The organism is Bradyrhizobium sp. BRP22 (assembly GCF_020194175.1).
GTDB lineage: Bacteria > Pseudomonadota > Alphaproteobacteria > Rhizobiales > Xanthobacteraceae > Bradyrhizobium.
On sequence record NZ_JADYVX010000024.1, the window covers coordinates 97,119 to 120,502 of the forward strand.

General features: G+C 63.8%; 21 protein-coding genes. 6 read left to right on the top strand and 15 right to left on the bottom strand.

Features of this window, described 5'->3' with window-relative positions; genetic code table 11:
* Positions 1-101 precede the first annotated feature (101 nt).
* From paaB to I6F35_RS26225, 9 genes are all read right to left on the bottom strand, one after another.
* Positions 102-389, bottom strand: a complete 288-nt coding sequence (paaB, locus tag I6F35_RS26185) for a 1,2-phenylacetyl-CoA epoxidase subunit PaaB (protein ID WP_225120544.1) — start codon at positions 387-389, stop codon at positions 102-104.
* A 10-nt stretch (positions 390-399) separates the two neighbouring features.
* Positions 400-1,392, bottom strand: a complete 993-nt coding sequence (gene paaA / locus I6F35_RS26190; RefSeq protein ID WP_225120545.1) for a 1,2-phenylacetyl-CoA epoxidase subunit PaaA — start codon at positions 1,390-1,392, stop codon at positions 400-402.
* 74 nt (positions 1,393-1,466) lie between these two features.
* Positions 1,467-2,336, bottom strand: coding sequence for a phenylacetic acid degradation operon negative regulatory protein PaaX (gene paaX / locus I6F35_RS26195; protein ID WP_225120578.1), 870 nt, complete (start codon positions 2,334-2,336; stop codon positions 1,467-1,469).
* A gap of 186 nt (positions 2,337-2,522) precedes the next feature.
* A complete protein-coding gene (locus I6F35_RS26200; RefSeq protein WP_225120546.1) occupies positions 2,523-3,293 on the bottom strand; it encodes an alpha/beta hydrolase in 771 nt (256 codons plus the stop codon).
* Between the two features lie 138 nt (positions 3,294-3,431).
* The gene (locus I6F35_RS26205; RefSeq protein WP_225120547.1) at positions 3,432-4,718 is read right to left on the bottom strand and encodes a DUF445 domain-containing protein; all 1,287 of its coding nucleotides are present in this window, start codon (positions 4,716-4,718) and stop codon (positions 3,432-3,434) included.
* Positions 4,719-4,927: 209 nt separating this feature from the next.
* Positions 4,928-5,404, bottom strand: a complete 477-nt coding sequence (locus I6F35_RS26210; protein ID WP_225120548.1) for a phasin — start codon at positions 5,402-5,404, stop codon at positions 4,928-4,930.
* Between the two features lie 180 nt (positions 5,405-5,584).
* A complete protein-coding gene (locus I6F35_RS26215; RefSeq protein ID WP_225120549.1) occupies positions 5,585-6,184 on the bottom strand; it encodes a GNAT family N-acetyltransferase in 600 nt (199 codons plus the stop codon).
* Complete coding sequence (locus I6F35_RS26220; RefSeq protein ID WP_225120550.1) at positions 6,181-7,263, bottom strand: alpha/beta fold hydrolase; 1,083 nt, start codon at positions 7,261-7,263, stop codon at positions 6,181-6,183. The genes I6F35_RS26215 and I6F35_RS26220 overlap by 4 nt, the downstream gene beginning before the upstream one ends.
* Entirely contained in the window at positions 7,260-7,643 is a 384-nt protein-coding gene (locus I6F35_RS26225; RefSeq protein ID WP_225120551.1) for a hypothetical protein, read from the bottom strand. The genes I6F35_RS26220 and I6F35_RS26225 overlap by 4 nt, the downstream gene beginning before the upstream one ends.
* A gap of 176 nt (positions 7,644-7,819) precedes the next feature.
* On the opposite strand from I6F35_RS26225, the gene I6F35_RS26230 reads away from it, so the two are divergent.
* Positions 7,820-8,740 (top strand): alpha/beta hydrolase, encoded by a 921-nt coding sequence (locus I6F35_RS26230; RefSeq protein ID WP_225120552.1) that lies wholly within the window; start codon positions 7,820-7,822, stop codon positions 8,738-8,740.
* A 107-nt stretch (positions 8,741-8,847) separates the two neighbouring features.
* Here the strand turns inward: I6F35_RS26230 and I6F35_RS26235 are convergent, their stop codons facing one another.
* The 6 genes from I6F35_RS26235 to I6F35_RS26260 all read right to left on the bottom strand — a co-directional run bounded on the left by I6F35_RS26235 (position 8,848) and on the right by I6F35_RS26260 (position 17,312).
* Entirely contained in the window at positions 8,848-12,081 is a 3,234-nt protein-coding gene (locus I6F35_RS26235) for a cytochrome P450 (protein ID WP_225120553.1), read from the bottom strand.
* 161 nt (positions 12,082-12,242) lie between these two features.
* Positions 12,243-13,235: an alpha/beta hydrolase gene (locus I6F35_RS26240; RefSeq protein WP_225120554.1), complete on the bottom strand. Its 993-nt coding sequence runs from the start codon at positions 13,233-13,235 to the stop codon at positions 12,243-12,245.
* 12 nt (positions 13,236-13,247) lie between these two features.
* Positions 13,248-14,795 carry a wax ester/triacylglycerol synthase family O-acyltransferase gene (locus I6F35_RS26245; RefSeq protein ID WP_225120555.1) on the bottom strand — a complete coding sequence of 516 codons (1,548 nt, stop codon included), beginning with the start codon at positions 14,793-14,795 and terminating at the stop codon, positions 13,248-13,250.
* Positions 14,796-14,868: 73 nt separating this feature from the next.
* A complete protein-coding gene (locus tag I6F35_RS26250) occupies positions 14,869-15,669 on the bottom strand; it encodes an alpha/beta hydrolase (protein WP_225120556.1) in 801 nt (266 codons plus the stop codon).
* On the bottom strand, positions 15,670-15,918 hold the full coding sequence (locus I6F35_RS26255) for a DUF6489 family protein (protein ID WP_225120557.1): 249 nt from the start codon (positions 15,916-15,918) through the stop codon (positions 15,670-15,672).
* Between the two features lie 140 nt (positions 15,919-16,058).
* Entirely contained in the window at positions 16,059-17,312 is a 1,254-nt protein-coding gene (locus I6F35_RS26260; RefSeq protein ID WP_225120558.1) for an FAD-dependent oxidoreductase, read from the bottom strand.
* A gap of 200 nt (positions 17,313-17,512) precedes the next feature.
* Between I6F35_RS26260 and I6F35_RS26265 the strand changes: the two genes are divergently transcribed.
* The 5 genes from I6F35_RS26265 to I6F35_RS26285 all read left to right on the top strand — a co-directional run bounded on the left by I6F35_RS26265 (position 17,513) and on the right by I6F35_RS26285 (position 23,173).
* Entirely contained in the window at positions 17,513-19,105 is a 1,593-nt protein-coding gene (locus tag I6F35_RS26265) for an ABC transporter substrate-binding protein (RefSeq protein ID WP_225120559.1), read from the top strand.
* Between the two features lie 142 nt (positions 19,106-19,247).
* Positions 19,248-20,228, top strand: coding sequence for an ABC transporter permease (locus I6F35_RS26270; protein ID WP_225120560.1), 981 nt, complete (start codon positions 19,248-19,250; stop codon positions 20,226-20,228).
* Between the two features lie 13 nt (positions 20,229-20,241).
* Positions 20,242-21,198, top strand: coding sequence for an ABC transporter permease (locus I6F35_RS26275; protein ID WP_225120561.1), 957 nt, complete (start codon positions 20,242-20,244; stop codon positions 21,196-21,198).
* A complete protein-coding gene (locus I6F35_RS26280) occupies positions 21,195-22,181 on the top strand; it encodes an ABC transporter ATP-binding protein (protein WP_225120562.1) in 987 nt (328 codons plus the stop codon). Before I6F35_RS26275 ends, I6F35_RS26280 begins: the two co-directional genes overlap by 4 nt.
* On the top strand, positions 22,178-23,173 hold the full coding sequence (locus tag I6F35_RS26285) for an ABC transporter ATP-binding protein (protein ID WP_225120563.1): 996 nt from the start codon (positions 22,178-22,180) through the stop codon (positions 23,171-23,173). The genes I6F35_RS26280 and I6F35_RS26285 overlap by 4 nt, the downstream gene beginning before the upstream one ends.
* The last annotated feature ends 211 nt before the right edge of the window (positions 23,174-23,384 follow it).

The following is a 23,384-nucleotide window of genomic DNA, read 5'->3' on the forward strand; positions in this document are numbered from 1 at the left end:
GAGCCTGCGCAGCAGGCGTCTCGAAGGATGGACAACGGGCACGATCCGGGCCTCATGGTTCGAGACGGCGCTGCGCGCCTCCTCACCATGAGGGGAGAGAGCTACATATGCCCGACTTCCTCGGGCACGTCGTAAAACGTGGGGTGCCTGTAAATCTTCGACTCCGCCGGCTCGAACATCATGCCCTTCTCGGCCGGGTCGGAGGCGGTGATCGCGCTCGACGGCACCACCCAGATCGAGAGGCCCTCGCCGCGGCGGGTGTAGATGTCGCGCGCGGCCTGCAGCGCCAGCGTCGCATCGGCGGCGTGCAGCGAGCCGACATGCTTGTGCGCAAGCCCGTTGCGGCTGCGGATGAAGACTTCCCAGAGCGGACTGTTCGGCGTGGTCATCTCCGCCTCCCTATTCGGCTGCCTGCGCGAACTGCCGGCGCTTGCGCTTTGCGGCGTAAGCGGCCGCCGCCTCGCGCACCCAGGCGCCCTCGTCATGAGCCTTGCGGCGCGCGGCGAGACGATCGCGGTTGCAGGGACCGTTGCCTGACAGCACCTGCTTGAATTCGTCCCAGTCGATCGGGCCCGGCAGCCAGTGCCCGGCTTCGTCCTGCTTCATCTCGGGATCGGGGATGGTGAGGCCGAGAAATTGCGCCTGCGGCACCGTCGCATCGATGAATTTCTGGCGCAGCTCGTCGTTGGAGAAGCGCTTGATCTTCCATTTCGTCGAGGTATCGCTGTGCTGGCTCGCCTTGTCGGGGGGGCCGAACATCATCAACACCGGCCACCACCATCGGTTCAGCGCGTCCTGCGCCATCGCCTTCTGCTCGTCGGTGCCGCGGCACAGCGTCAGCATGATCTCAAAGCCCTGACGCTGATGGAACGACTCTTCCTTGCAGACGCGGATCATCGCCCGCGCGTAAGGGCCGTAGGAGCAGCGGCACAGCGGAATCTGGTTCATGATCGCCGCGCCATCGACCAGCCAGCCGATGGTGCCGATGTCGGCCCAGGTCAGGGTCGGATAGTTGAAGATCGAGGAATACTTCGCCTTGCCCGCCAGCATCGCGTCGACGAGTTCCTCGCGCGAGGTGCCGAGCGTCTCGGCAGCGGCATAGAGGTAGAGCCCGTGGCCGCATTCGTCCTGCACTTTTGCCAATAGTGCGGCCTTGCGGCGCAGCGTCGGCGCGCGCGTGATCCAGTTGCCCTCGGGCAGCATGCCGACGATTTCGGAGTGGGCGTGCTGGGAAATCTGCCGCGTCAGCGTCTTGCGGTAGGCCGCGGGCATCGAGTCGTTCGGCTCGATGCGCTCGTCGGCATCGATGCGCGCCTGGAATGCGGCTGCGCGCGCGGCGTCCTCGACATTGCGGTCATCTGCGTCAGACGTATTCAGCGCCTGCGTGTACATGGCCGACCTCCCGAATTTTATTGTCTTTGATATATATCAAAATTCGAATTCTTGCAAGTATTCTTGTAACATATTTATGTACCCTCAAACCGCCGGCAAAGTTCCACGCCGGGCTTCGGCAGCGGGCCGTCCTCGTTGGTCGCATGCGCGTCAAGCCATTGTTCGGACAAGGCAAGCACGCCGCGATAGATTTCGCCGCAGAGTTTTCGCGCTGCACTCCCCGGCCAATCCTTCGGTAACAAGGCCGTCGGCAGCAGCGGATCGCGCAGCACGACGCGGCGATAATAGTGGATCAGGAGGATACGGGCGGTGAAGGCGTCGGCATCGGTGAGTTCCTCGCCGCGCGCAAGCCAGTTGCGCAGCGGCTCGAACGTCCGGATGAACTTCTGATAGGCATCCGCGGTGCGATCGAGCGGCCAGCTTTCGCTCAGCAGTCGCCGTCCGTTTTCATCTTCGGCCGCGACTTCCAGACGGATGGCGCCCGAGGCCTCATCGGGGATCGGCACGCCCGACGGTGCGACCCACACACCCGGCAATGGAGTGCCGAAGCCGGCATTCTTCAGCGCCTCGCGCGCAGCGTCGCGATCCTCGCCGTTGCCGATCAGCAGCAATTCGAAACGGCCGGTCCAGTCCGACGGCGGCGGGTCGTAGATGTGCCTGGTCGCGGTGTCGAAGGTCTGCCGCCCCCGCTCATTCAACCGATAAAAGCTGTTGCGGCCGACCTTGCTGCGCTCGAGCCAGCCGTCGGTGGCGAGCCGCGACATCGCGGTGCGAACCACGCCGCCATCGATGTCGAGAAAGGCGAAGAAATCCAGCAGCGTGCCGAGCCACACCGAGCCGCCGCGCGGCACGATGGCGTCGCCGAACACGGTGATGACGATGGACCCGGTGCGCGACGGTTCGCGCTTCAACTGGTCGATGATGCGGTCAAGCGGCTGCGGCATGCGTGCAGGCATACCGCGTTTCGTGCGAGCGGGACAACGTGGCTTGTGGTGGGTAACTGAGCTGCATCCTTCGAGACGCCGCTTCGCGGCTCCTCAGGGATGAGGTCTGGCATGGGCGCAAGCTGCTGGCAGTCCCTCATGGTGAGGAGCGCGAAGCGCGTCTCGAACCATGAGGCCCCAATGCCGCTACCGGTTCGGATCCGGATAAACCACGCCGCGCCAGCCGCTCCGATCGAACGGCGCCCATTCCCCTTCGCGCTGCGCCAGCCGATCGGCCACCGCATAGACGACGGCGGGATGGTGGCCCATGCCGCAATGGCTGCTCTCAACCTCGATGCTTTCCGACATCGCGGACGCCTGTTCGCGGCAGCCCTGCCAGGCGCAGATGCCGTCGGTGCGGCTGAAGATCGCCGTGGTCGGCACAGGCGGCGCGCTCGCCAGCGATCCGCCGAAGCGCGGATCCTCCTCCTCGGCGCGGCGGCCGCTCGCGATCTCATAGACGCGCCAGGCATTGGTCGATTTCGGCCCGGCCGCGAACGGGCTGCCGAGCGTGATCACCTGCCGCACGCGCTCGGGCATCATCTTGGCGAGCTGGCGCGCATAGAGTCCGCCGAGACTCCAGCCAATGAGCGAGACCTTGCGGCCATGGGCGTCGTTCATCTCCTGCAGCAGATCGACCATCCCCTGCTGCACGCCCGTGCGCAGGCCGAGATTGCGGCCCTGACGCCAGCCGCTCACCGCATAGCCCCTGCCCTTCAGGAACGCGCGCAGCGGCCGCGTCGAGATATCCGATGCGACAAGGCCGGGCAGCACCAGCACCGGATGCCCATCGCCGCGCGGCGCAAGACTCAACAGCGGCAGGGCGCCGAGGAAGGCGCCGAGTTCGTGGATCGCGCGCCCCTCCAAGAGCATCAGCGTCCTGGACGGCGGGCGAAGCGTCTCTGCGGCAAGGGACATCGTAACTCCTCCCACCGGCCTTCGCGTTGCGGCAGCCGGGCAATGGTTCAATCAACAACTATACCTAGGGAAACGGTGTTCTTGTTTCAAGCGAACTGGATCACATCGGCCACAACAAAACCCCTCGTGCCCGACCGGTCACACCAGCCGCAGCAGGTATTCGATGGTGTACAGGATCAATCCTGCAAGGCCGCCGATCAGCGAGCCGTTGAAGCGGATATATTGCAGGTCCCTGCCGACATTGATTTCGAGCAGCGAAATCAGTTGCTGCATGTCCCAGGCCTTCATCTGATCGGAGATGAAGGTCGAGACCCCGCTCTTCTGATCGGCGACTACCGTGCGCAGGATCGCGACCAGTCCTTCATTGATCTCGGCGCGCAACTCGGCATCGCCAGCCAGCGCCTCGCCGGCTTCGGCGAACATCCTGGCCAGATGCTGCTGCAGCACCTGCGTCTCTCCCGAGGCGCTGCGCTCGATGAAATCCTTCACGTTCGACCAGATGTTGTGCGCGAGGCTTCCGAGCTCCGGCCGCGCCAGCAGATCGCGCTTCAATCCGTTGATGCGATCGGCAAAGGCGCGATCGCTGCCGAGCCGCTCGACGAACGACAGCAGCATGCGGTCGAACTCGCCGCGGAACGGATGCTTCGGATCGTCACGCACCTCCTCGAAGAATTTCGTCGCGGACGCGATGATCCGGTTCACGACAAACTTGTCGGCGCGATAGAGCCGCAGCAGTGTCGGCATTTCCGCACGGACCTTGTCGCGGATGACAGCCATGGTCTCCTTCGTCGTCAGCGTCTGGTGCAGGACGCGCAGGATATCGTCGAGCAGGCCCTCGTGCTTGCCTTCCTGCACGAAGCCGCGCAACGTGCCGGCGGCAAGCGGCGCCAGATCGATCGCCAGCAATTGCGCGGTGACGCGGCGGCTGACGAATTTCATCAGCCCCGAATTCTCCGTCGCCGCGAACGCCTCCGGCAACAGACGCAGCACGAAACGCGCAAGATCGGTCGAGCGTTTGCGGTCGCGCAGCCAGTCGGCGATGAAGGCGCCGAAATCGATCTCGCGCAGCTTGGCTTCCACCGGCCCGGCTTCCAAAAAGTTCTTCTCGATGAATTCGCCGAGCTTCTCGGCGATGCGCTCCTGATTGCTCTGGATGATCGCAGTGTGCGGGATCGGCAACCCCAGCGGCCGCTTGAACAAAGCGACGACGGCATACCAGTCGGCGAGTCCGCCAATGGTCGCCGCTTCCGCAAAGGCTGCGATGAAGCCGAACACGGGATGCGCCGGCAACAGCGCTTTCGCGGCAAGGAACAGCACGAATGTCGCAGCCAACACCCCGGTCGCCAGCCACTTCACACGCCGCAACTCCGCCGCGCGGATCGCATCGGCCGGAGTGACGATGGTGAAGGTGGCGGGAAGGGTCATGACAGTCTTCGATGAACGATGACCCTCATCCTGAGGAGCGGCGTCTTCGCCGCGTCTTGAAGGATGTAGGCCCCGGCCGTGGCCTCATGGTTCGAGACGGCGCTAACGCGCCTCCTCACCATGAGGGGATGTATGGGAGCACACCGCAAAAAAGAAGGCCCGCAACCGGCGGGCCCTTCGGAAAACCAGAGTTGGCAGGCCTGACGCGATCAGGCGGTCTTGCCATAGACCTTGGCAAAATTGTCCTGCGCGGACCTCGCACCTTCGGTGACGAGCTTGCCGAGATATTCGGTGCTGGCCTTGGCCCGCGAGACGAACGCTTCGCCGCGCGCACGCACCAGGTCCGACTGGATCTGCACCGCTTCGTTCAGCGACTTGGCGGAAGCCAGCTTGTCGATACCGTTGAAGAACGCTTCCGCGTCCTGATAGAACGCCTCCTGGATATTGCGGCTGATCTTGGCGGCCTCGGAAACCGAACCGGCAACGGCGGATTCGATCACGGCGGTCACCTTCTCCGAGCCGGCGTGCAGGTCGGCGGCACGAACCTTGGCGGTCTCGGCCTGCTTCTTCACGAACTCACGGGCGGCTTCCGGCACTTCCAGGTTCTGCAGCTTGTTAAAAGCTTCGGTCACAGGCGCGAAGGCCTGCTTGACGCTATCAAACACAGAATTGGTCTCGGTGGTCATAACGGGTCTCTCCATCCTCGGTTAGAGCTATGGGCTCACCCCGTCCAAATTTGGCCCGGGGCATCGTCCTTATGCCATGGTTAATGGTGCATCGCAACATCAATGGTGCGATGCAATATCACAAATCCGTGAAAAGCAACAGTATTGGGCGATTTGCCCGCGCCGCGGGCGGCAGGCTGGTCAAACCTGTTGCCGAACAGCCCCCGGCAAACCGTAGGCCTCCATCTGTGCCCGGACTTGCGCCACATTGTGCCCGAGCACCACGATATCGTGGGTCGCACCGGCGGCATCCCGGACATGGTCGCGCAGCAGCGCCTCGGCCCTGAAGCCGAGGCTTTCGAACAGGGCAATCGCGCCCCGCTGGTCGACCGTCATCTGCACCGAGAGCTTCTCGAGGCCAGCGCCAAGCGCCAGCGCAAACGTCTCCTGCGACAGCGCCCGCCCCACACCTTTCCCGCGGACGTCCAGAGAGACCACCATCCGGATCTCGCCGAGATGGGGCGACCAGGAGTGGCGGTCGCGCACCAGCGTGCCGCAGCCGACCACCACGCCATCCCTCAGCGCCAGCAGGCTCACGATGTCGCCGCGCTCGATCTCGTTCAGCCAAGCCGAAAGCACCTTCGGCTCGCTGATGTTGCGCGGCAGGAACAGCAGATCATGCGTCGGCAGCTTTTGCGCAAAGGCCAGCACCGCGGCCTCGTCGGCCCGCGACATCAGGCGGAATTCGATCTCGCCGGCGTCGGTCTTGACGCGCCGCGGATAGGAACGTGTCTCACTCATGTCGATCGCTTCCCCAGCCAGGAATCCAGTTTCGGCCACAGCCGTTTGATGGCATTGGCGCCGGCGACGAGGCTGACATGGCCGCCTTTGAGGATCACTTCCTCCTTGTCGGTCGAACCGACCTTCGTGATCAGGTGTCGCGCCGCCTCATAGGGCACGATATGGTCGTGCTCGGCGACCGCGTGCAGGATCGGCACCTTGATGTTTTCCAGCTTCGCCGCGCGTCCGCCGACCGACATGGCGTCGTTATAGAGCTTGTTGTCCCACATCAGGTCCTTGGTGATGGTTCGGAAATAGTCGCCGGCGAGCGGCAGCGTGTCTGTCGCCCAGCGATCGAACATCCGGTACGACTTCACGAACTCATCGTTCCAGATGTTGTCCCAGAGTTGCACCTGGCTTGCCGCGCGCGAAGCCGGCCGCAGCATCTCGAACGAGGACAGGATCAGTTCGGGCGGCATGTTGCCGACGCTGTCGATCAGGCGGTCGACGTCGAAATAGCGGCGGTCGGAGAAATTCGAAAACAGCTTCATCTCGCGGAAGTCGATCGGCGTGGTGAAGCAGATCAAATTCTTCATCGGCCCGTCGCGGAAGATCGAGCCATAGAGCAGCGACAGCACGCCGCCGAAGCAATAGCCGATGACGGAGACATCCATCTCGCCGGAATCCTGCTGCACCCGACGCACACAGTCGGGAATAAAGTCGAGAACATAGTCCTCCATCCCAAGGTGCTTCTCTTCCGGCTTCGGCGCGGCCCAGTCGAGCATGTAGACGTCGTAGCCGCGCTTGAGCAGGAATTCGATGAAGCTCTGTCCCGGCACCAGATCGAGAATGTAACCGCGGTTGGTGGTCGCCATCACGATCAGCACGGGCACGCGATAGATTTCATCCGCGACGGGTCGATAGTGATAGAGGTTCATGGTGCCGCGGACATGCAGGATGTCCTTTGGCGTCGAACCGAGCGACGGGCCGGAGGTCGACAGATATTCGACGCCCTTGATGCTGCGCTGAATCGCGCGTTGCACCTCGGACTGAACGCGCTCCGCGATCGACGCGGCATCGATCCCCAAAGGCGCGTTCATTTCTGCTCTTTCTCCCCGGGCGGGCGCTTGGTGCGCGGCGGCCGCGGCTTGGCGGCTGCCGGGCTCTCCGCATTACTCGCGCTGCGGTTCATCTGGTTGAGCAGCGCCCTGATCTCGTTGAGCTGGCTTTCGATCGATTGCAGGCGCTCGGCCATGCCGACGAGTTGTGACCGGCTCGGCAGGTTCATGCTCACGAGATATCTCTCCATGAGCTCGCCGAGCTGCTTCTGCGCACCGGCCGCGAAGCCGCCGGCCTGGTTCATCAGCCTGCTGAATTCCGGCGTACCCATCGCCTGGTTGGCGAAGGAATTGAATCCCTTCTCCATCTCGCCGATCATCGTCTGCCAGATGACGGCGGGGTCGTTGCCCTTGTCGGCCATTGGCGCTCTCCCACGTGGTTACGAGCGCTTGCCACGCTTCGCTTGTTTGCCGTCCATACCACACCGTTGCAGGCAGCCGGTCAACCCAAGTTGACGCTGAACGCCGCATCAGAAAGCTTCTGCGCTGCGGCAAACCGTGGCATAGAGGGCTCGAAGAACCCAGCCGAGGAGGCCCCGTGACCACCCTCGCCCACCAGCCACCGCAGATGATCCGCGCCAATGGCATCGACATCTGCTACGAGATATTCGGCGACGAGAGCGCCGAACCGTTGCTGCTGATCATGGGGCTCGGCGCCCAGATGATCCTTTGGGACGATGAATTCTGCGAACGGCTCGCTTCACGCGGCTTTCGCGTGATCCGCTTCGACAATCGCGACATCGGCCAGTCCGGTAAGCTCACGGGCGGCAGGCGGCTGACGGCATTCGAACTCTTGAAGCTGCGTCTCTTCAGGATTCCTGTCGCCGCACCCTACAAGCTGATCGACATGGCAAAGGACACAGTCGGCCTGATGGATGCGCTCGGGCTGAAGTCAGCGCATCTGGTCGGCGCCTCCATGGGCGGCATGATCGCGCAGGAAGTCGCGATCTCCTTTCCTCAAGCCGTGCGATCGCTCACCTCGATCATGTCGACAACGGGCAATCCGAAGATCCCGCCGCCGACCCGGGAGGCAGGAGCGATGCTGATGGCGCCGCCGCCGAGAACGAAGGATGAATATATCGAACGCTTCGCCCAGACCTGGAAGATGCTGCGCGTCGGCTCCTTCCCGGACGACGAAGCGCTCGATCGCTCGCGGGCGCTGCGCACCTATGAACGCGGCCTCAATCCGGCTGGCGTCAACCGCCAGCTCCGAGCCATCCTTGCCTCCGGCAGCCGCAACCAACGCCTGAGCGCGGTGAAGGCGCCGACGCTCGTCATCCATGGCACCGTCGATCCGCTGGTGCATCCGGCCGGCGGCAAGGATACCGCGGCCTCGATCCCGGGCGCAAAGCTGTTGATGATCGACGGCATGGGCCACGCGTTGCCGATCCCGATGTGGCCACAGATCATCGACGCCATCGATCAGCACGCGCATGCCGCTGCGGCAAAGGCGGCGTGACGGAATCGTACGATGGGTAGAGCGCAGCGAAACCCATCATTGTTACCAAGCGCACAAATGCGATGGGTTTCGCTTCGCTCTACCCATCCTACAACTGGACTTCGCGACTATCCGCCGGCCCAGACGTCGAGCACGTATCTATTCTTCGCGCCGAGGTCTTCGATCCAACGCGCTGCCGCGCCCGCATCGCCGCCATTCTGCTCGCGATGGATCGACATCAACGTCGCCTTGACGTCCGGCTCCATTTTGCCGCCGTCGCCGCAGACATAGATGATCGCGCCTTTCCCGATCAGGTCCCAGACGCGGTTCTTCTGCGCGGCAATCAGGTCCTGCACATAGGTCCTGGAGCCATTGAGCCGCGAGAACGCGGTGTGCAGCTCGGTGACGCCATCGGCCGCGAACGCCTTCAGTTCGTCGGCATAGATGAAATCCTGATCCGGATGGCGGCAACCGAAGAACAGCATCGCCGGCCCGAGATTGGCGCCCTGCGACTTCCGATGCGCGCGCTCCTGCAGGAAGCCGCGGAACGGCGCCAGGCCGGTGCCGGGGCCGATCATGATCAGCGGCACCGACGCATCGTCCGGCAGGCGGAAGCCGGCCTTGGTCTCGCGCACGGTGGCATGAATGGTGTCGCCGACGCGACGGCCGGAAAGATAGTTTGAGCACACGCCCTTATAGATGCCTCGGCCCGAGCTTGCCGGCGCCTCCACCACGCCGACGGTGACGCTGCAGCGCGTCGGATTGCCCGAGGGCGAAGACGAGATCGAATAATAGCGCGGTGCCAGCAGCGACAGCATTTCCAGATAAATGTGGAACGGCAGCTCGCAGGCCGGATGCTCCTCCAACAGATCGAACACCGATTTGCGCTTGTCCATCACCTCGCTGCGATAGCGTTCGGCGGCTGCATCGTCGTCACCGACATAGGCAAGCAGCTTCGGCGTCGTGAGCGGGCAACGCGTATGCTCGGCCATCAGCTGGATCTGCTTGCGGGTGGCGACCTGCTGCAGCTCCACGAATTCGGTGAGCAACCGCCCGACCGAGATGGCATCGCCGACCGGCAACTGCGCGCGGCGGCCTTCCGACACTTGCAGCCTGATCTGGTCCGCCGGCAGGAAACCGAAGCGGCGCGCGACCTGGTCCACGAGCGTCGGATCGTTGCGCGGCACTACGCTCAAGTGATCGCCGACGCGGTAACTGATACCGGGCGGCAGCTCCACCTCGACATGCCGCGTCGAACGCTCCGACGGATTGGCGCCGGACTTGTTCTGCAATTCGGCATTCTCCAGCACCTTCATCGCGACCGCGCCGCCCTGCGCGGCGATGGTGTTGACGGAGGTCGGCGCCACCGGCTCGACCGCATAGAGCGGCTCATCCTCCGGCGTGCGGGTGAAGTTCCAGTCAATGCCGAATTCCTTGGTAGCGACTTCCGCGGCGGCCGGAAACCATTTCTGAAATTGGCCATCGAGATCGGCGCGCGCATCACCCTCGCCGCGTGGATACACCGCGCGGGCGCCGTGGGCGGTAAGCTGTTCGTCGATGAAACGCGGCACCGACTGATACGTCGCCGCCCAATCGCTGTTGCCGCAGCCGAACACCGCGTAGCGCACGCCGGCGAACGCATCCTTCGGCAGATCGCTGCCGAGCCATTTGACGAACTCCGTTGCGTTGTCCGGCGGCGCGCCATTGTAGGATGCGGCGATGATCAGGACGCCACCTTCCTTCGGCAGCTTCCCGACATAGTCGTCGAGCGGACCGAGCCTGGTGTTGAAGCCATTGACTTCGGCGAGATCCGCCATCCGCGTCGCCAGCTCCTCGGCCGAGCCAAGATTGGAGCCATAGAGCACCAGCATCGGCGTGTTGTGCCCAGCGCGCTGTTTCGGCCGCGGCGCTCTTGGCGCGGCCGATGCTGTTGCGGCCGCGCCGGCGAAGGCGCCGCGCTCCCTGTCCTCGCGCGGGCGTACCTTGATCTTGAACCCCTCGGGCTTGATCGTCAGCGTCTCCTTCAGATGCAACTGATAGCGATGCACATCGATCAGCTTGAAGCGCTGCAGGATCATGCCGAGCGCGAGCGCCGCTTCATGCATCGCAAAGCCGCGGCCGATGCAGGCGCGCTGGCCGTTTCCGAACGGCTTCCAGGCATTAATCGGCCGCTTGGCCTCGGCCTCGCGGCTGAAATTCTCGGGATCGAACACATCGGGATTCGGTCCCCAGACGCTGGGGTCGCGATGCAGCGCCATCACCAGGACTGTGATGAAGGTGTTCTTCTTCAGCTTGTACTTGGCGCCGATGGTCTCGTCCTGCAGCGGCGCGATGCCATAGGCCGGCGCCGGCGGCCATAGCCGCAGCGCCTCTTTCAGGATCTGCGTGATATAGGTGAGCTGGGTGACCTGCTGATAGGTCGGCTTAGCGTCGATATCGGGGCCGAGCACGCGGTCGACCTCCTGATATGCCTTCTTCAACACCTCGGGGTGCTTCAGCAGCGCATAGATCGTGCTCGACAACAGGCCGCTCGTGGTCTCATGGCCCGCGATCAGGAATGTGTTGATCTGGTAGCGGATGTTGACGTCGTCGAGCTGCTCGCCGGTGACACGGTCGACGCCGGTCATCATCGCCGCCAGCATGTCCTTCTGGCCTTCGCCGACATCGGCCTGGCTCCGCCTGCGTTCGGCAATGATCTCGTCGACCATCTTGTTCATGAAGGCGACGTCCTCAGCGAGCGTCTTGCGCCGCTGATGCATCCACAGGCGTTCCAGCGGCAGGCCGCGGGTCATCATGATGGTCTCGAGCGAACGCACCAGCGATTCCACGAAGGGGTGGTAGTCGCGGCGGTAGAACGAGTTGAAGCGGTAGTCGAAACCGCAGAGCCCGATGGTGTCGAGCGTCAGCGCCGTCATGTCGTGGACGACGTCGATTTCCTCATCGGCGTTGAGCCGCTCCCACTTCTTCACGAGCTGCTCGGCGATATCGACCATGCTCGGATGGTAGGACTGCATGGCGCGGTTGCCGAACGGCTGCAGCAGGATGTTGTGCGCCTTGCTCCAGTTCGGCTCCCTGGTGTCGGCGGTGAACAGCCCGTCGCCGCCGACCGCGCGCACCCGCCGCAGCGAGCCGCGCACCGCCTTGTCGAAGCGTTTTTCGTCACTGAGCTCGTCGACGAGATCGTGGCCGGAGACGATCACGAGCGGCGCCCCCATCATGTCGAGCCAGTAGATCGGCCCCAGCTCCCTGGCGAGCCGCACCAGATGCTGCACTGGCGCGGCCGAATCCAGCGACAGCATGTTGCCGACCACGGGCATGGTCGGCGGATGCGGGATCGGACTCAGTCGGTTGCCGGACGCCATGTCGCAAGTGCCTCCCCTCCTCATTCCGGGATGCGCCTCTTGGCGCAGACCCGGAATCCATTATGCCTCATCGCATGCGGTCCGAGGGATTCCGGGCTCGCGCTTCGCGCGCCCGGAATGACGACCGGAGTCGCTGATGCGACCGGAGTCGCTGATGCACGTCACCCAAACCGCCTTCTACGCCATTCGATCAGCTTGGCGCTGACCTCTTCCGGCTTCTCCTGCTGCGTCCAATGGCCGCTGTCCTTGACGAGATATTTCTCGAGGTCCGGGATGAGCTTCTCCATTCCGTCGGCGGCCGACGGCGGCAGCACCGCGTCGTTCTCGGCCATGATCATCAGCGAAGGCACGCGCACGATGTGATCGAGCCCTTCCGCGCGTTGCCAGTTGCGCGACATGTTGCGGTACCAGTTGATGCCGCCGGTGAAGCCGGTCCTGGTGAAGGCATCGACGAACACCTGCTTTTCTTCCGGCGACAGGATCGGCGTGCGGGGATCGTGCCTGGCATCGTAATTCGCGATCATCTGCGGGAACGCCAGATTGAGCCGCGGCGATGCGCCGACGCCGGCGACGACCTCCTCCGCGGGAGCGTCAGGCCGTCGCGCCGGCTTGCGCATGAAGGCATCAAACGTCTGCTCGACGCGGCTGCCAAAAATCTTGTCCGGCTCGTGCCCTGGGTCCTGGAATTGAACGATATACATGTGCTCGCCGAAACGCTTGCGCAGCAGCTCGATCGGATCGGCCCAGGCGCGGTTGGTGTGCGGGGTATTGATGCCGACCACACCGGCGACGCGGCCAGGATGCCGAAGCGGCATCTGCCAGACGACGAACCCGCCCCAGTCGTGACCGACGAAGATGGCCTTCTCGATTCCGAGATGATCGAGCAGGCCGACGAGATCGGCGGTCAGATGTTCGATATCATAGGCCTCGACCGGCTCCGGCCGGTCGGTTGCGCCATAGCCGCGCTGGTCCGGCGCGATCACGCGGATGCCGGCTTCGCTCAGCGCTTTGATCTGGTGGCGCCAGGAAAAAGCGAGCTCGGGCCAGCCGTGGCAGAGCACCATCGGCGGCTTGTCGTTCGTGGGCCCGGCTTCGTAGAAACCCATGCGGATGCCGTTGGTCTGGGCGAACTGCAGCGGAGGCATTTCCATCATCGAAGACAATCCTTATTCTGCGGCGCTCTTGGTCTCGGCTGGCGGCGGCACGAAGGCCGCCTCCAGCGCCTCGAATTCGATCGGCAGCATGTCGCACAAAATCTGCACATGCGGAATGATGTTGGCACCGGCGATGAAGCCGAAATCGAGCTGGTCGCGATAGCTCTGCACGGTGATGTTGAGCGCAAGGCCATGGGTCGCGATCGACACCGGGAAGATATGTAATAGCTCCGCGCCCGCGGCGTAGAGCGTCTGCCGCGGCCCCGGCACATTGGAGACGGTGATGTTGGCGGCCGGCGGCAGCACGTTCGACAGGTCCGAGCGGCTGTAGAGCAGCGCCAGGATCTGTACCAGGATCGGCGCGCCCAGCATCGAGACGTTGGAGACCTGCGGCATGAACGCCCGCAGCGGATGCGACATCTCCTTCGACTTGGTGGACTGCGCGATGATCGCTTCCAGTCGCGCCTTGGGATCATCGATATTGGTCGCGATCGAGCAGATCATGCCGAACACCTGGTTGTTGGACTCGGTATTGCCCTCCTCGCGCAGCGAGATCGGCACCGCCGCGGTCAGCGACTTGTTCGGCAGCGCGCCCTGGCTGATCAAATGGCGTCGCACCACGCCGGAGGCCAGCGCCAGCACCACGTCATTGAGCTTGCCGCCGGCCTGCTTCGCCACCGCCTTGGCCCGCGACAGCGAGATCGAGGTGCCGGCGAAGCTGCGCTCCGAGGAGATCGCCTTGTTCAGGATGGTTGGCGGCGACACCATGCTGGCAAGACTTTCGCGCGCCTTGGGATCGGAGATCTTTGTTACCACCTCCGACACGCTTTTCAGCATCGCCGGCACGGCGCTTGCGAACTTGATCGCGTTCTCGATCTGGAACATCGCGTTGTCGAACAGGATCGAGCCGAGATCGCTCTTGCCCGAGCGCGGCAGCTCGATCGTCCTTGGCGTCGCCGCGGCATCGATCGGCAACGTGAAGAGCTGCTGATAGGAATCGATCAGGTTGGCCGCGATGTCGCGCGGTTCCTGCGCGACCTTGCGCGCGGTCGGCGGATCGACCTTCCGCGGGATCGGCGAGATGTCGTAGATCATGCTGGTCAGCGCGGCGCCCGCGCCGCCGTCGATGCAGGCGTGGTGCATCTTCGAATAAAGACCGATCTCGTTGTTCTGCATGCCCTCGAAGACATAGAACTCCCATAGCGGCCGGGCGCGATTGAGCAGCTTCGCATGGATCCAGCCGACGAGGCGCTCCAGCGTCGCGCGGTCATGCGGCGCCGGCAGGCTGCCGCGGAAGATGTGGCGGTCGATGTCGAACTGGTCGTCCTCCACCCAGGAGGGGTGGTCGATGTCGAGCGGCGCCTTCGCCAGACGCGATTTCAGGATCGGCGCAATGTGCAGTCGAGAGGCGATCATCGCCTTGAAAGCTTCGAAGAAGTCGCCCTTGTAATCATCGGGCAGGCGGAAGATCGCCATGCTCCCGACATGCATCGGCATCTCCGGCGTTTCCAGATAGAGAAACGACGCGTCCAGCGACGACAGTTTCTTGGCGTCGGCCATGGCTTCCTCCCGGTGATTGTGTACGGCGCCTTGGTGGCGCTCTCACTCGGACGGCCGCTTGCCGCGGCGTCGATCAGGATTGTGCCTGTTCCGGGGGTGGATAGGCAATGGCAAAGGGGCCGGACCGGTCAAAATGCCTGAACTCGCCCTCCGCCTGCGCAAGCCGGTCGGCCACCGCCCAGAGCGCGGCGGGATTGACGCCGAGCCCGATATGGCTTGCGAGCAGCACCTCGATATTCTCCGATGTGGCCGACGGGCGCAGCACGCTGGTGCGCCAGTTCACGATGCCGTCAGCGCGCGAGTAGATCGAGGTGGTCGGCACCGGCATGTCGCCGGCGATTGCCTGCCGGATCTCGGGAATGTCATCGACGCCCTCGCCTGTCAGCGCCTCGTAGAGCCGCGTCGCGTTGGTGGCGCGGATGTCGCCCGCAAACGGGCTGCCGAGCGTGATGACAGAACGCACCGTCTCCGGCGCGTGCAGCGCCAGGTCGCGCGCATAGACGCCGCCAAGGCTCCAACCGACGATGCTCACCTTGCGTCCGGTGGTGTCGCTGATCCGCCGCAACAGATCGCGCAGCGACGCGCGCATCCGGCTGAGGCCGCCGACATTGCGGCCCAGGCTCCAGGCATAGGTGTCATAGCCCAGCGTCTTCAGGTACCGCCGCATCGGCGCCATCGACAAATCGCTCGCCAGGAAACCCGGCAGCGTCAGCACCGGATGGCCGTCCCCTCGCGGCGCGCGCATCAAGAGCGGTAACAGCAGGAGGCTCGAATTGAGCTCGAGCAGACCTCTGCCCTCGGCCAGCATCAAACAGATGTTCGGTGGACGCAGCCGGTGCTCGCGCTCCTCGCGGCTGCCATCCACGGCCACCATCTATTTCCTGTCCTTCTTCTGGGAGCCGCCGAGGCCGGCCATCGCCACGAACATGTCCTGGAAACGCTCGGCCAGTTTGGGATCGAGCCAGCTCTGCATCAGCGATTCCGGCGAGATCTTCTCGATGTTCTGAGTCATTTGCTGCTGCAGCTTGTCCATCACCGCCATCTGCATCGGTCCGACATCCGGCAGGCCGAAGAACTGCCGGGCTTCGAGCGGCGTGCAATCTATTTCGATGTTGACCTTCATGACCGCTCCTCAATGCCGTTAACGCAAGAACATGATCCGGCAATCGATTCTTCGAAAGGATCCTGCCCTAGGGCAGTATCGCCACGAGAGGGCAAGCAACGCAAGCGGCACGATGACGGCGGGCGGCGGACGTTGCCCGGTCAACCAAACCGCTCGACCGCAAACGGCCTCGCATCGGCAAACGGCGTCTCGCCGGTCATCATCTCCGCGAGCAGCCGGCCGCTCACGGGTCCAAGCGTCAGCCCGTGGTGCTGATGGCCGAAATCGAACCAAAGCCCGGAATGGCGCGGCGCCTTCCCGATCACCGGCAGCATGTCGGGCAGGCACGGCCGCGCGCCCTTCCAGGGCTTCGCCTCCACGGGATCGCCGAGCGGAAACAGGTTGCGCGCCCGCGGCACCGCCCGCTCGACCTGGACCGGGGAAGCCGGCGCGTCGCGATGGGCGAACTCGACGCCCGTGGTCAGACGGATGCCGCGGCTCATCGGCACCAGACAATAGCCGAGATCGGAATCGAGGACGGGATGGCTGAGCATGGCGTTGCCGCCGGGCTTCAGGTGCAGGTGATAGCCGCGCTTGACCTGAAGCGGGATCGAATAGCCGAGCGGGCCGAATACCTGGTCGGACCACGGACCCATCGCGACCACGACCTCGCGCGCCGTCACGGTGCCCTCGCTGATCGCCACGCGCCATCGGCCGCCGGACTGTTCGAGGGTACGGGCATCGCCGACAAAGAAGCGGCCGCCCCTGCGGCCGAACAGCGCGGCATAGGCCTTTGCCAGCGCCCCGGGATCGGCGACCGAGCCCGGCGCCGGCGAATATACCGCGCCGGCGAAGTCGCCGGACAGGTTCGGCTCACGCGCGGCGATGCCCCCGGCATCGAGGACCTCGTTGGTCACGCCATATTGCTTCGCACGCTCGGTATCGCGCACCGCCTTGGCGAAGGTCGCCTCGCTGCGATAGAGTTTGATCCAGCCGGTCTTGCGCAGCAATTCCGGAACGCCGGCTTCTGCGATCAGCGCCTCGTGCTCGATCAGACTCTGGCGGATCAGCGGCATCTCGGCTAGCGCGCTGCGCAATGCCCCCTCCGGCGAAGAGGCGACATAGTAGCGGGCGAGCCACGGCAGGAAGATCGGCAGGTCGGCGACACGGTAGCGCACCTGCGGCGCGCGGTTCAGCGCATAGCGCAGGATCTCGCCGAAATTCCGCGGGAACATGTAAGGAAAAACCGAGGCGCATTCGATGATGCCGGCATTGCCGTAACTCGTCTCTTCGCCCGCGGCATCGCGCCTGTCGACGAGAACGACGTCGCGGCCTCGTTTTTGCAGATGCAAGGCGGCACCGACACCGACCATGCCCGCCCCCAGCACAACGACATCAGCTTTCAGTTCCGCCATCCCCACTCCGAAAGTTGAATGTCACGCGCACGCCCAACCGCCCGCAAGGGTCAAGCTAATCATTGCGGCACCGCTGCGCAAACTGGTCTCACCTTCTGCGGGAAATCGCGCTTGCGCACTCGGTAAACTTTGGCAACACTGGCCGGCAATATCCTACCAAACAGCGCGCGTCGCGGGGCCCAAACGGGGAACAGGTTCAAATGTCGGCACGTCACCATCTGCTTGCGGCAATAAGTCTTGCCATCATCGCGACGACGACACCCGTTTCGGCCCAGACGCTACGCTACGCCAATCAGGGCGATCTCAAATCGCTGGATCCGCATACGCTGAATGAGACGACCACCCATGCCCATCTCGGGCAGGTCTATGAAGGCCTCACCGCGCGCGACAAGGATCTGAAGATCATCCCGGCGCTCGCCGAAAGCTGGGAGACGCCGGAGCCGACCCGCTGGCGCTTCCATCTGCGCAAGAACGTCAAATTCCATAACGGCGATCCCTTCACCGCCGACGACGTGGTGTTCTCGGCCGACCGCGTCCGCGCCAAGGGCTCCAATCTGCAAACCCGAATTCCCGCCGACGCCAAGGTCGTCAAGGTCGACGACCACACCGTCGATTTCATCCTGACCTCGCCCAATCCCATCCTGAATTCGCAATGGGATACCTGGTACATCATGGACAAGAAGTGGGCCGAGGCGAACAACGCCACGCAGCCCACGCCGGCGTCTGCCACCACGCCGAGCTTTGCTTCGCTCAACGCCAACGGCACCGGGCCTTTCACGATCGAAAGCCATCAACCAGGCGTGAAGACGGTGTTCAAGGCCAATCCGAACTGGTGGCGCAAGCCCGAACACAATTTGAAGGAAATTGTCTTCACTCCGATCAGTTCGGATGCGACCCGCGTCGCCGCGTTGCTGTCGGGCGAGGTCGACATCATCGAGCCGGTGCCGATCCAGGACATCTCGCGCGTCGATTCCAGCCCGAATGCGCAAGTGCTGAAGGGGCCGGAGATCCGCACCATCTTCCTCGGCATGGACCAGACCCGCGACGAACTGCTCTACTCCAACGTCAAGGGCAAGAACCCGTTCAAGGACATTCGCGTGCGTGAAGCCTTCTACAAGGCGATCGACATCGAACTGATCAAGAATCGCGTGATGCGCGGGCTGTCGACGCCATCGCCACTGATGGTCGCGCCGCAACTGTTCGCGCTGTCGAAGGATTTCACCCGCCCGAAATTCGATCCCGACGGCGCCAAGAAGCTGTTGACCGAAGCCGGCTATCCCGACGGCTTCGAAGTCACCATGGATTGCCCGAACGACCGCTATGTCAACGACGCCGCGATCTGCCAGGCCGTGGTCGGCATGCTCGCCCGCATCGGCGTGAAGGTGAACCTGCTGGCGCAGCCGAAGGCACAATATTTCGCCAAAGTGCTGAAACCCGGCGGCTACCAGACCTCGTTCTACATGCTGGGCTGGACACCCGGCACGCTCGATTCGCACAATGTCATGTTCGACATCATGGGCTGCCGCGACGATCCGAAATCGGCGCGCGGCGAGACCAACCTCGGCGGCTACTGTAACAAGGAATTCGACGCCATCACCGACAAGGTGCTGCAGGAGACCGACAGCGCCAAGCGCGACCAGTTAATCAAGTCCGGCTTCGAGATCGCGATGAAGGACTGGGCCTATATTCCGCTGCATCAGCAGGCGCTGGCCTGGGGTGTGTCGAAGAAATTGAAAGTGGTGCAGCGCCCGGACAACCAGGTCCTGCCCTACTGGATGGTCAAATCGGAATAAAGCCTCGCCGCTTGAAGGTCCCGGCAGCCGCGCGCTTCCGGGACCTTTTGCTTAGAGCATGATCCGGAAACGTGGAGACCGGTTTTCCGAAAAGATCACGCTCTAGCGGCGGAATCGCAAACGCTCCGGGTGAAAGAAACAGATGCTCGCTTTCACGCTTCGCCGCGCCGTTCAGGCCATTGGGGTGATGATCGCCGTCGGGATCATCGCCTTCTCGATGTTCCGTTTCGCCGGCGACCCGGTCAACCAGATCGTCTCGATCGACACGCCCGCGGCCGAGCGCGAGGCGGTGCGCAAATCGCTCGGGCTCGACGATCCCGTGCTGATCCAGTTCGCGCGCTATTTCGCCAATGCCGCGCAGTTCAAGTTCGGCGTCTCCTATCAATTCCGGCAGCCGGTCTCGACGCTGCTGGCCGAGCGGCTGCCGGCGACGCTGGAGCTTGCGATCTGCGCCACGATCTTCGCCATGGTGTTCGGCATCCTGATGGGCGTCTATGCGGCGCTCAGACGCGACACCTTGCTCGCCAAACTTTGCCAGGCAGTCTCGCTGATCGGCATCTCACTGCCGACATTCCTGATCGGCATCCTCCTGATCTATCTGTTCGCGGTGACCTTGGGCTGGCTGCCTTCATTTGGCCGCGGCGAAGTGGTGCGGATCGGCTGGTGGACCACCGGGCTGCTGACGGTGTCAGGCCTCAAGGCGCTGATCATGCCCTCGATCACGCTCGGCCTGTTCCAGATGACGCTGATCATGCGGCTGGTGCGCGCGGAGATGCTGGAAGTGCTGCGCACCGACTATATCCGCTTCGCGCGCGCCCGCGGGCTCACCACCCGCGCAATTCATTTCGGCCACGCGCTGAAGAACACGCTGGTTCCCGTTATCACCGTGGCCGGCCTGCAGTTTGGCTCGGTTATTGCATTCTCGATCATCACCGAATCCGTGTTTCAGTGGCCGGGCATGGGATTGATGTTCGTGCAGGCGGTGCAAAACGTCGACATCCCGATCATGGCGGCATACCTTCTGATGGTCTCGCTGATCTTCGTCACGATCAACCTGGTGGTTGACATCCTCTACACCATCGTCGATCCGCGCCTGCGTGCCACCATCAGCCGTCCGGCTTGAGCGAGGGCTTTCGATGTCAGACGCCGTCATTCCGCAGCAAACCGAAACCGCGCATGCCGCGGGCTGGTTCCGGCGCGCGGTCGACAGCGATCTGTTCTATTCCTTCCGTCGTTCGAAGCTGACCATGCTGGCGGCCGCAGTCACCCTGCTGTTCTTTCTGCTCGCGATCTTTGCTTCCGTGCTTGCGGTGCAGAACCCGTTCGATCCGGCGCAGCTACAACTGATGAATTCGCGGATCTCGCCGCTCTGGACTGCCGATGGCCAGAGCCCGTTCCTGCTCGGCACCGACGAACAGGGCCGCGACGTGTTCTCCGCCATCCTTTACGGCCTACGCATTTCGCTCACCGTCGGTGTGCTTGGCATGCTGCTTGCCGGCGCGATCGGCATCACGCTCGGGCTGATCGCGGGTTATATCGGCGGCGCGGTCGACGCCGTGATCATGCGGATCGCCGACGTCCAAATCACCTTCCCCGCCATCCTGATCGCACTGATTGTCAACGGCGTCGCCAAATCCGTGTTTAGCAACCGGCTCGATGCCGTCAGCATGCTTGCCGTACTCGTGGTCGCGATCGGCCTGAGTTCCTGGGTGCAATATGCCCGCACCGTGCGCGGCTCGGTCATGGTGGAGAAGAACAAGGACTACGTCGCCGCCGCGCAACTGATCGGCCTGCCCGCGCCGAAGATCATGCTGCGCCACGTGCTGCCCAACACGATGGGCCCGATCCTCGTCATCGCTACCATCAACCTTGCGCTCGCCATCCTCACCGAGGCAACGCTGTCGTTCCTGGGATCCGGCATGCCCGACACCATGCCCTCGCTGGGCACGCTGATCCGGATCGGCAACAATTATCTTTTCGCCGGCGAATGGTGGATCGTCGCGTTTCCGGGCCTCGCGCTGGCGGGCTTGATCCTCTCGATCAACCTGCTCGGCGACTGGCTGCGCGACGCGCTCAATCCGAAACTCCGATGACCGTGCCTGTCCTCTCCGTGCGTGACCTGAAGGTGGAATTCGTCACCCGCCGCGCGACGTTGCGCGCGATCGACGGCGTCTCGTTCGACATCGCGAAGGGCGAGGTGCTGGGCGTCGTCGGGGAGTCCGGCGCCGGCAAGTCGGTCACGGGCCTTGCCGTCATTGGCCTGATCGATCCGCCCGGCCGCATCTCCGGCGGCGAGATCCATCTTTCAGGTATGCGCATCGATCATCTGCCGCCGGAGGAGATTCGGCGCGTGCGGGGCAAGCGCATCGGCATGATCTTCCAGGACCCGCTGACCAGCCTCAACCCGCTCTACCGGATCGGCGACCAGATCGTCGAGACCATCCGCACCCACACCAACCTTTCCGAAAGCGCCGCGCGCAAGCGTGCCATCGACCTGCTTGCCGAGGTCGGCATCCCCGCGCCGGAAAAACGCGTCGATGGGTATCCGCATGAATTTTCCGGCGGCATGCGCCAGCGCGTGGTGATTGCGCTTGCGATCTGCGCCGAGCCGGAATTGATCATCGCGGACGAGCCGACCACCGCGCTCGATGTTTCCGTACAGGCGCAGATCATCGCACTGATCAAGCGGCTGGGCCGCGACCACGGTACGGCCGTGATGCTGGTGACGCACGACATGGGCATCATCGCAGAAACCTGCGACCGCGTCGCGGTGATGTATTCCGGCCGCATCGCCGAGATCGGCCCGGTGCAGGACGTCGTGCGCAATCCGCTGCATCCCTACGCCAAGGGCCTGATGGGTGCGATCCCGACGCTCGCGGGCGAAGACAAGCGGCTGGTGCAGATCCCCGGCTCGATGCCGCGATTGTCGGCGATCCCGCCGGGCTGTCCGTTCAACCCGCGCTGCGCCTTCGTCTTCGACCGCTGCCGGGTCGAGCGTCCCGAGCCGATCCGCCACGGCGCGCAGGCCGTCGCCTGCCATCTCTACGACCGTGCCGCCAAGGAGAGCGCGGCATGACATCGCTCATCCAGGTCAGGAATCTCCGACGCGTATTCGACGTCTCGAAGCCGTGGCTCAACCGCGTGCTCGAAGGCAGCCATCTCGAATTCCTCAAGGCCGTCGACGGCGTCACCTTCGATATCCGCAAAGGCGAGACCTTTGCGCTTGTCGGCGAATCCGGCTCGGGCAAGACCACGGTGGCGCGCATGGTGGTCGGGCTGTTGCCGCCGAGCTCGGGCGAGGTCGTGATCGACGGCGTGTCGATGACCGATCCGCGGCAGGCGCAGGCACGCCAGCGGTTGCGCCGCCGCATCCAGATGATCTTCCAGGATCCCTATGCGAGCCTCAATCCACGCTTCCGGGTCGATGCCATCGTGTCCGAGCCGATCCGCGCCTTCGACCTGATCCAGGGCGAACGCGACATCCGCACCCGCGTCGGCGAATTGCTCTCGCTGGTCGGGCTGCATGCCGATGACGGCCTGAAATATCCGCACGAATTCTCCGGCGGCCAGCGCCAGCGCATCGCAATCGCCCGCGCCCTCGCCTCGGAGGCAGAGTTCATCGTCTGCGACGAGCCGACCTCAGCGCTGGATGTTTCCGTGCAGGCGCAGATCCTGAACCTGATGCGCGACCTGCAGGACAAGTTCGGCCTCACCTACCTCTTCATCAGCCACAATCTGGCCGTCGTCCGCCACATGGCGAGTCGGATCGGCGTGATGTATCTCGGCCGCATTGTGGAAGTCGCCGAGGGTCGCGCGCTGTTCACCAATCCGCGCATGCCCTACACCAAGATGCTGCTTGGCGCGGTTCCGGATCTCGCAATGAGCGGCCGCCAGCGTATTCCCGTAAAGGGCGAAATCCCGAACCCGATCGATCCGCCCCAGGGATGCGCCTTCAATCCGCGGTGCCCGCTGGCGTTCGATTTGTGCCGCCAAAGGACGCCGGAACTGATCGACGGCGTCGCCTGCCATGCCGTGAATGCGCCGACTGAGGCTGCCGCAGCAATATGACTCGACTGCATCGGCATTGAACCCGCCACGAATTCTTCACCTCTCCCGCTTGCTTGCGGGGAAGGTCGGCGCTTAAGCGCCGGGTGGGAGCTCTCTCCACACGGATGATCCCATCGTGGAGACACCCTCACCCCAGCCCTCCCTCGCAAGCGGGAGAGGGAGCGCAGGGCGGATGTAATTCGGACTGATCCTATCGGGGTTGAGCCATGCC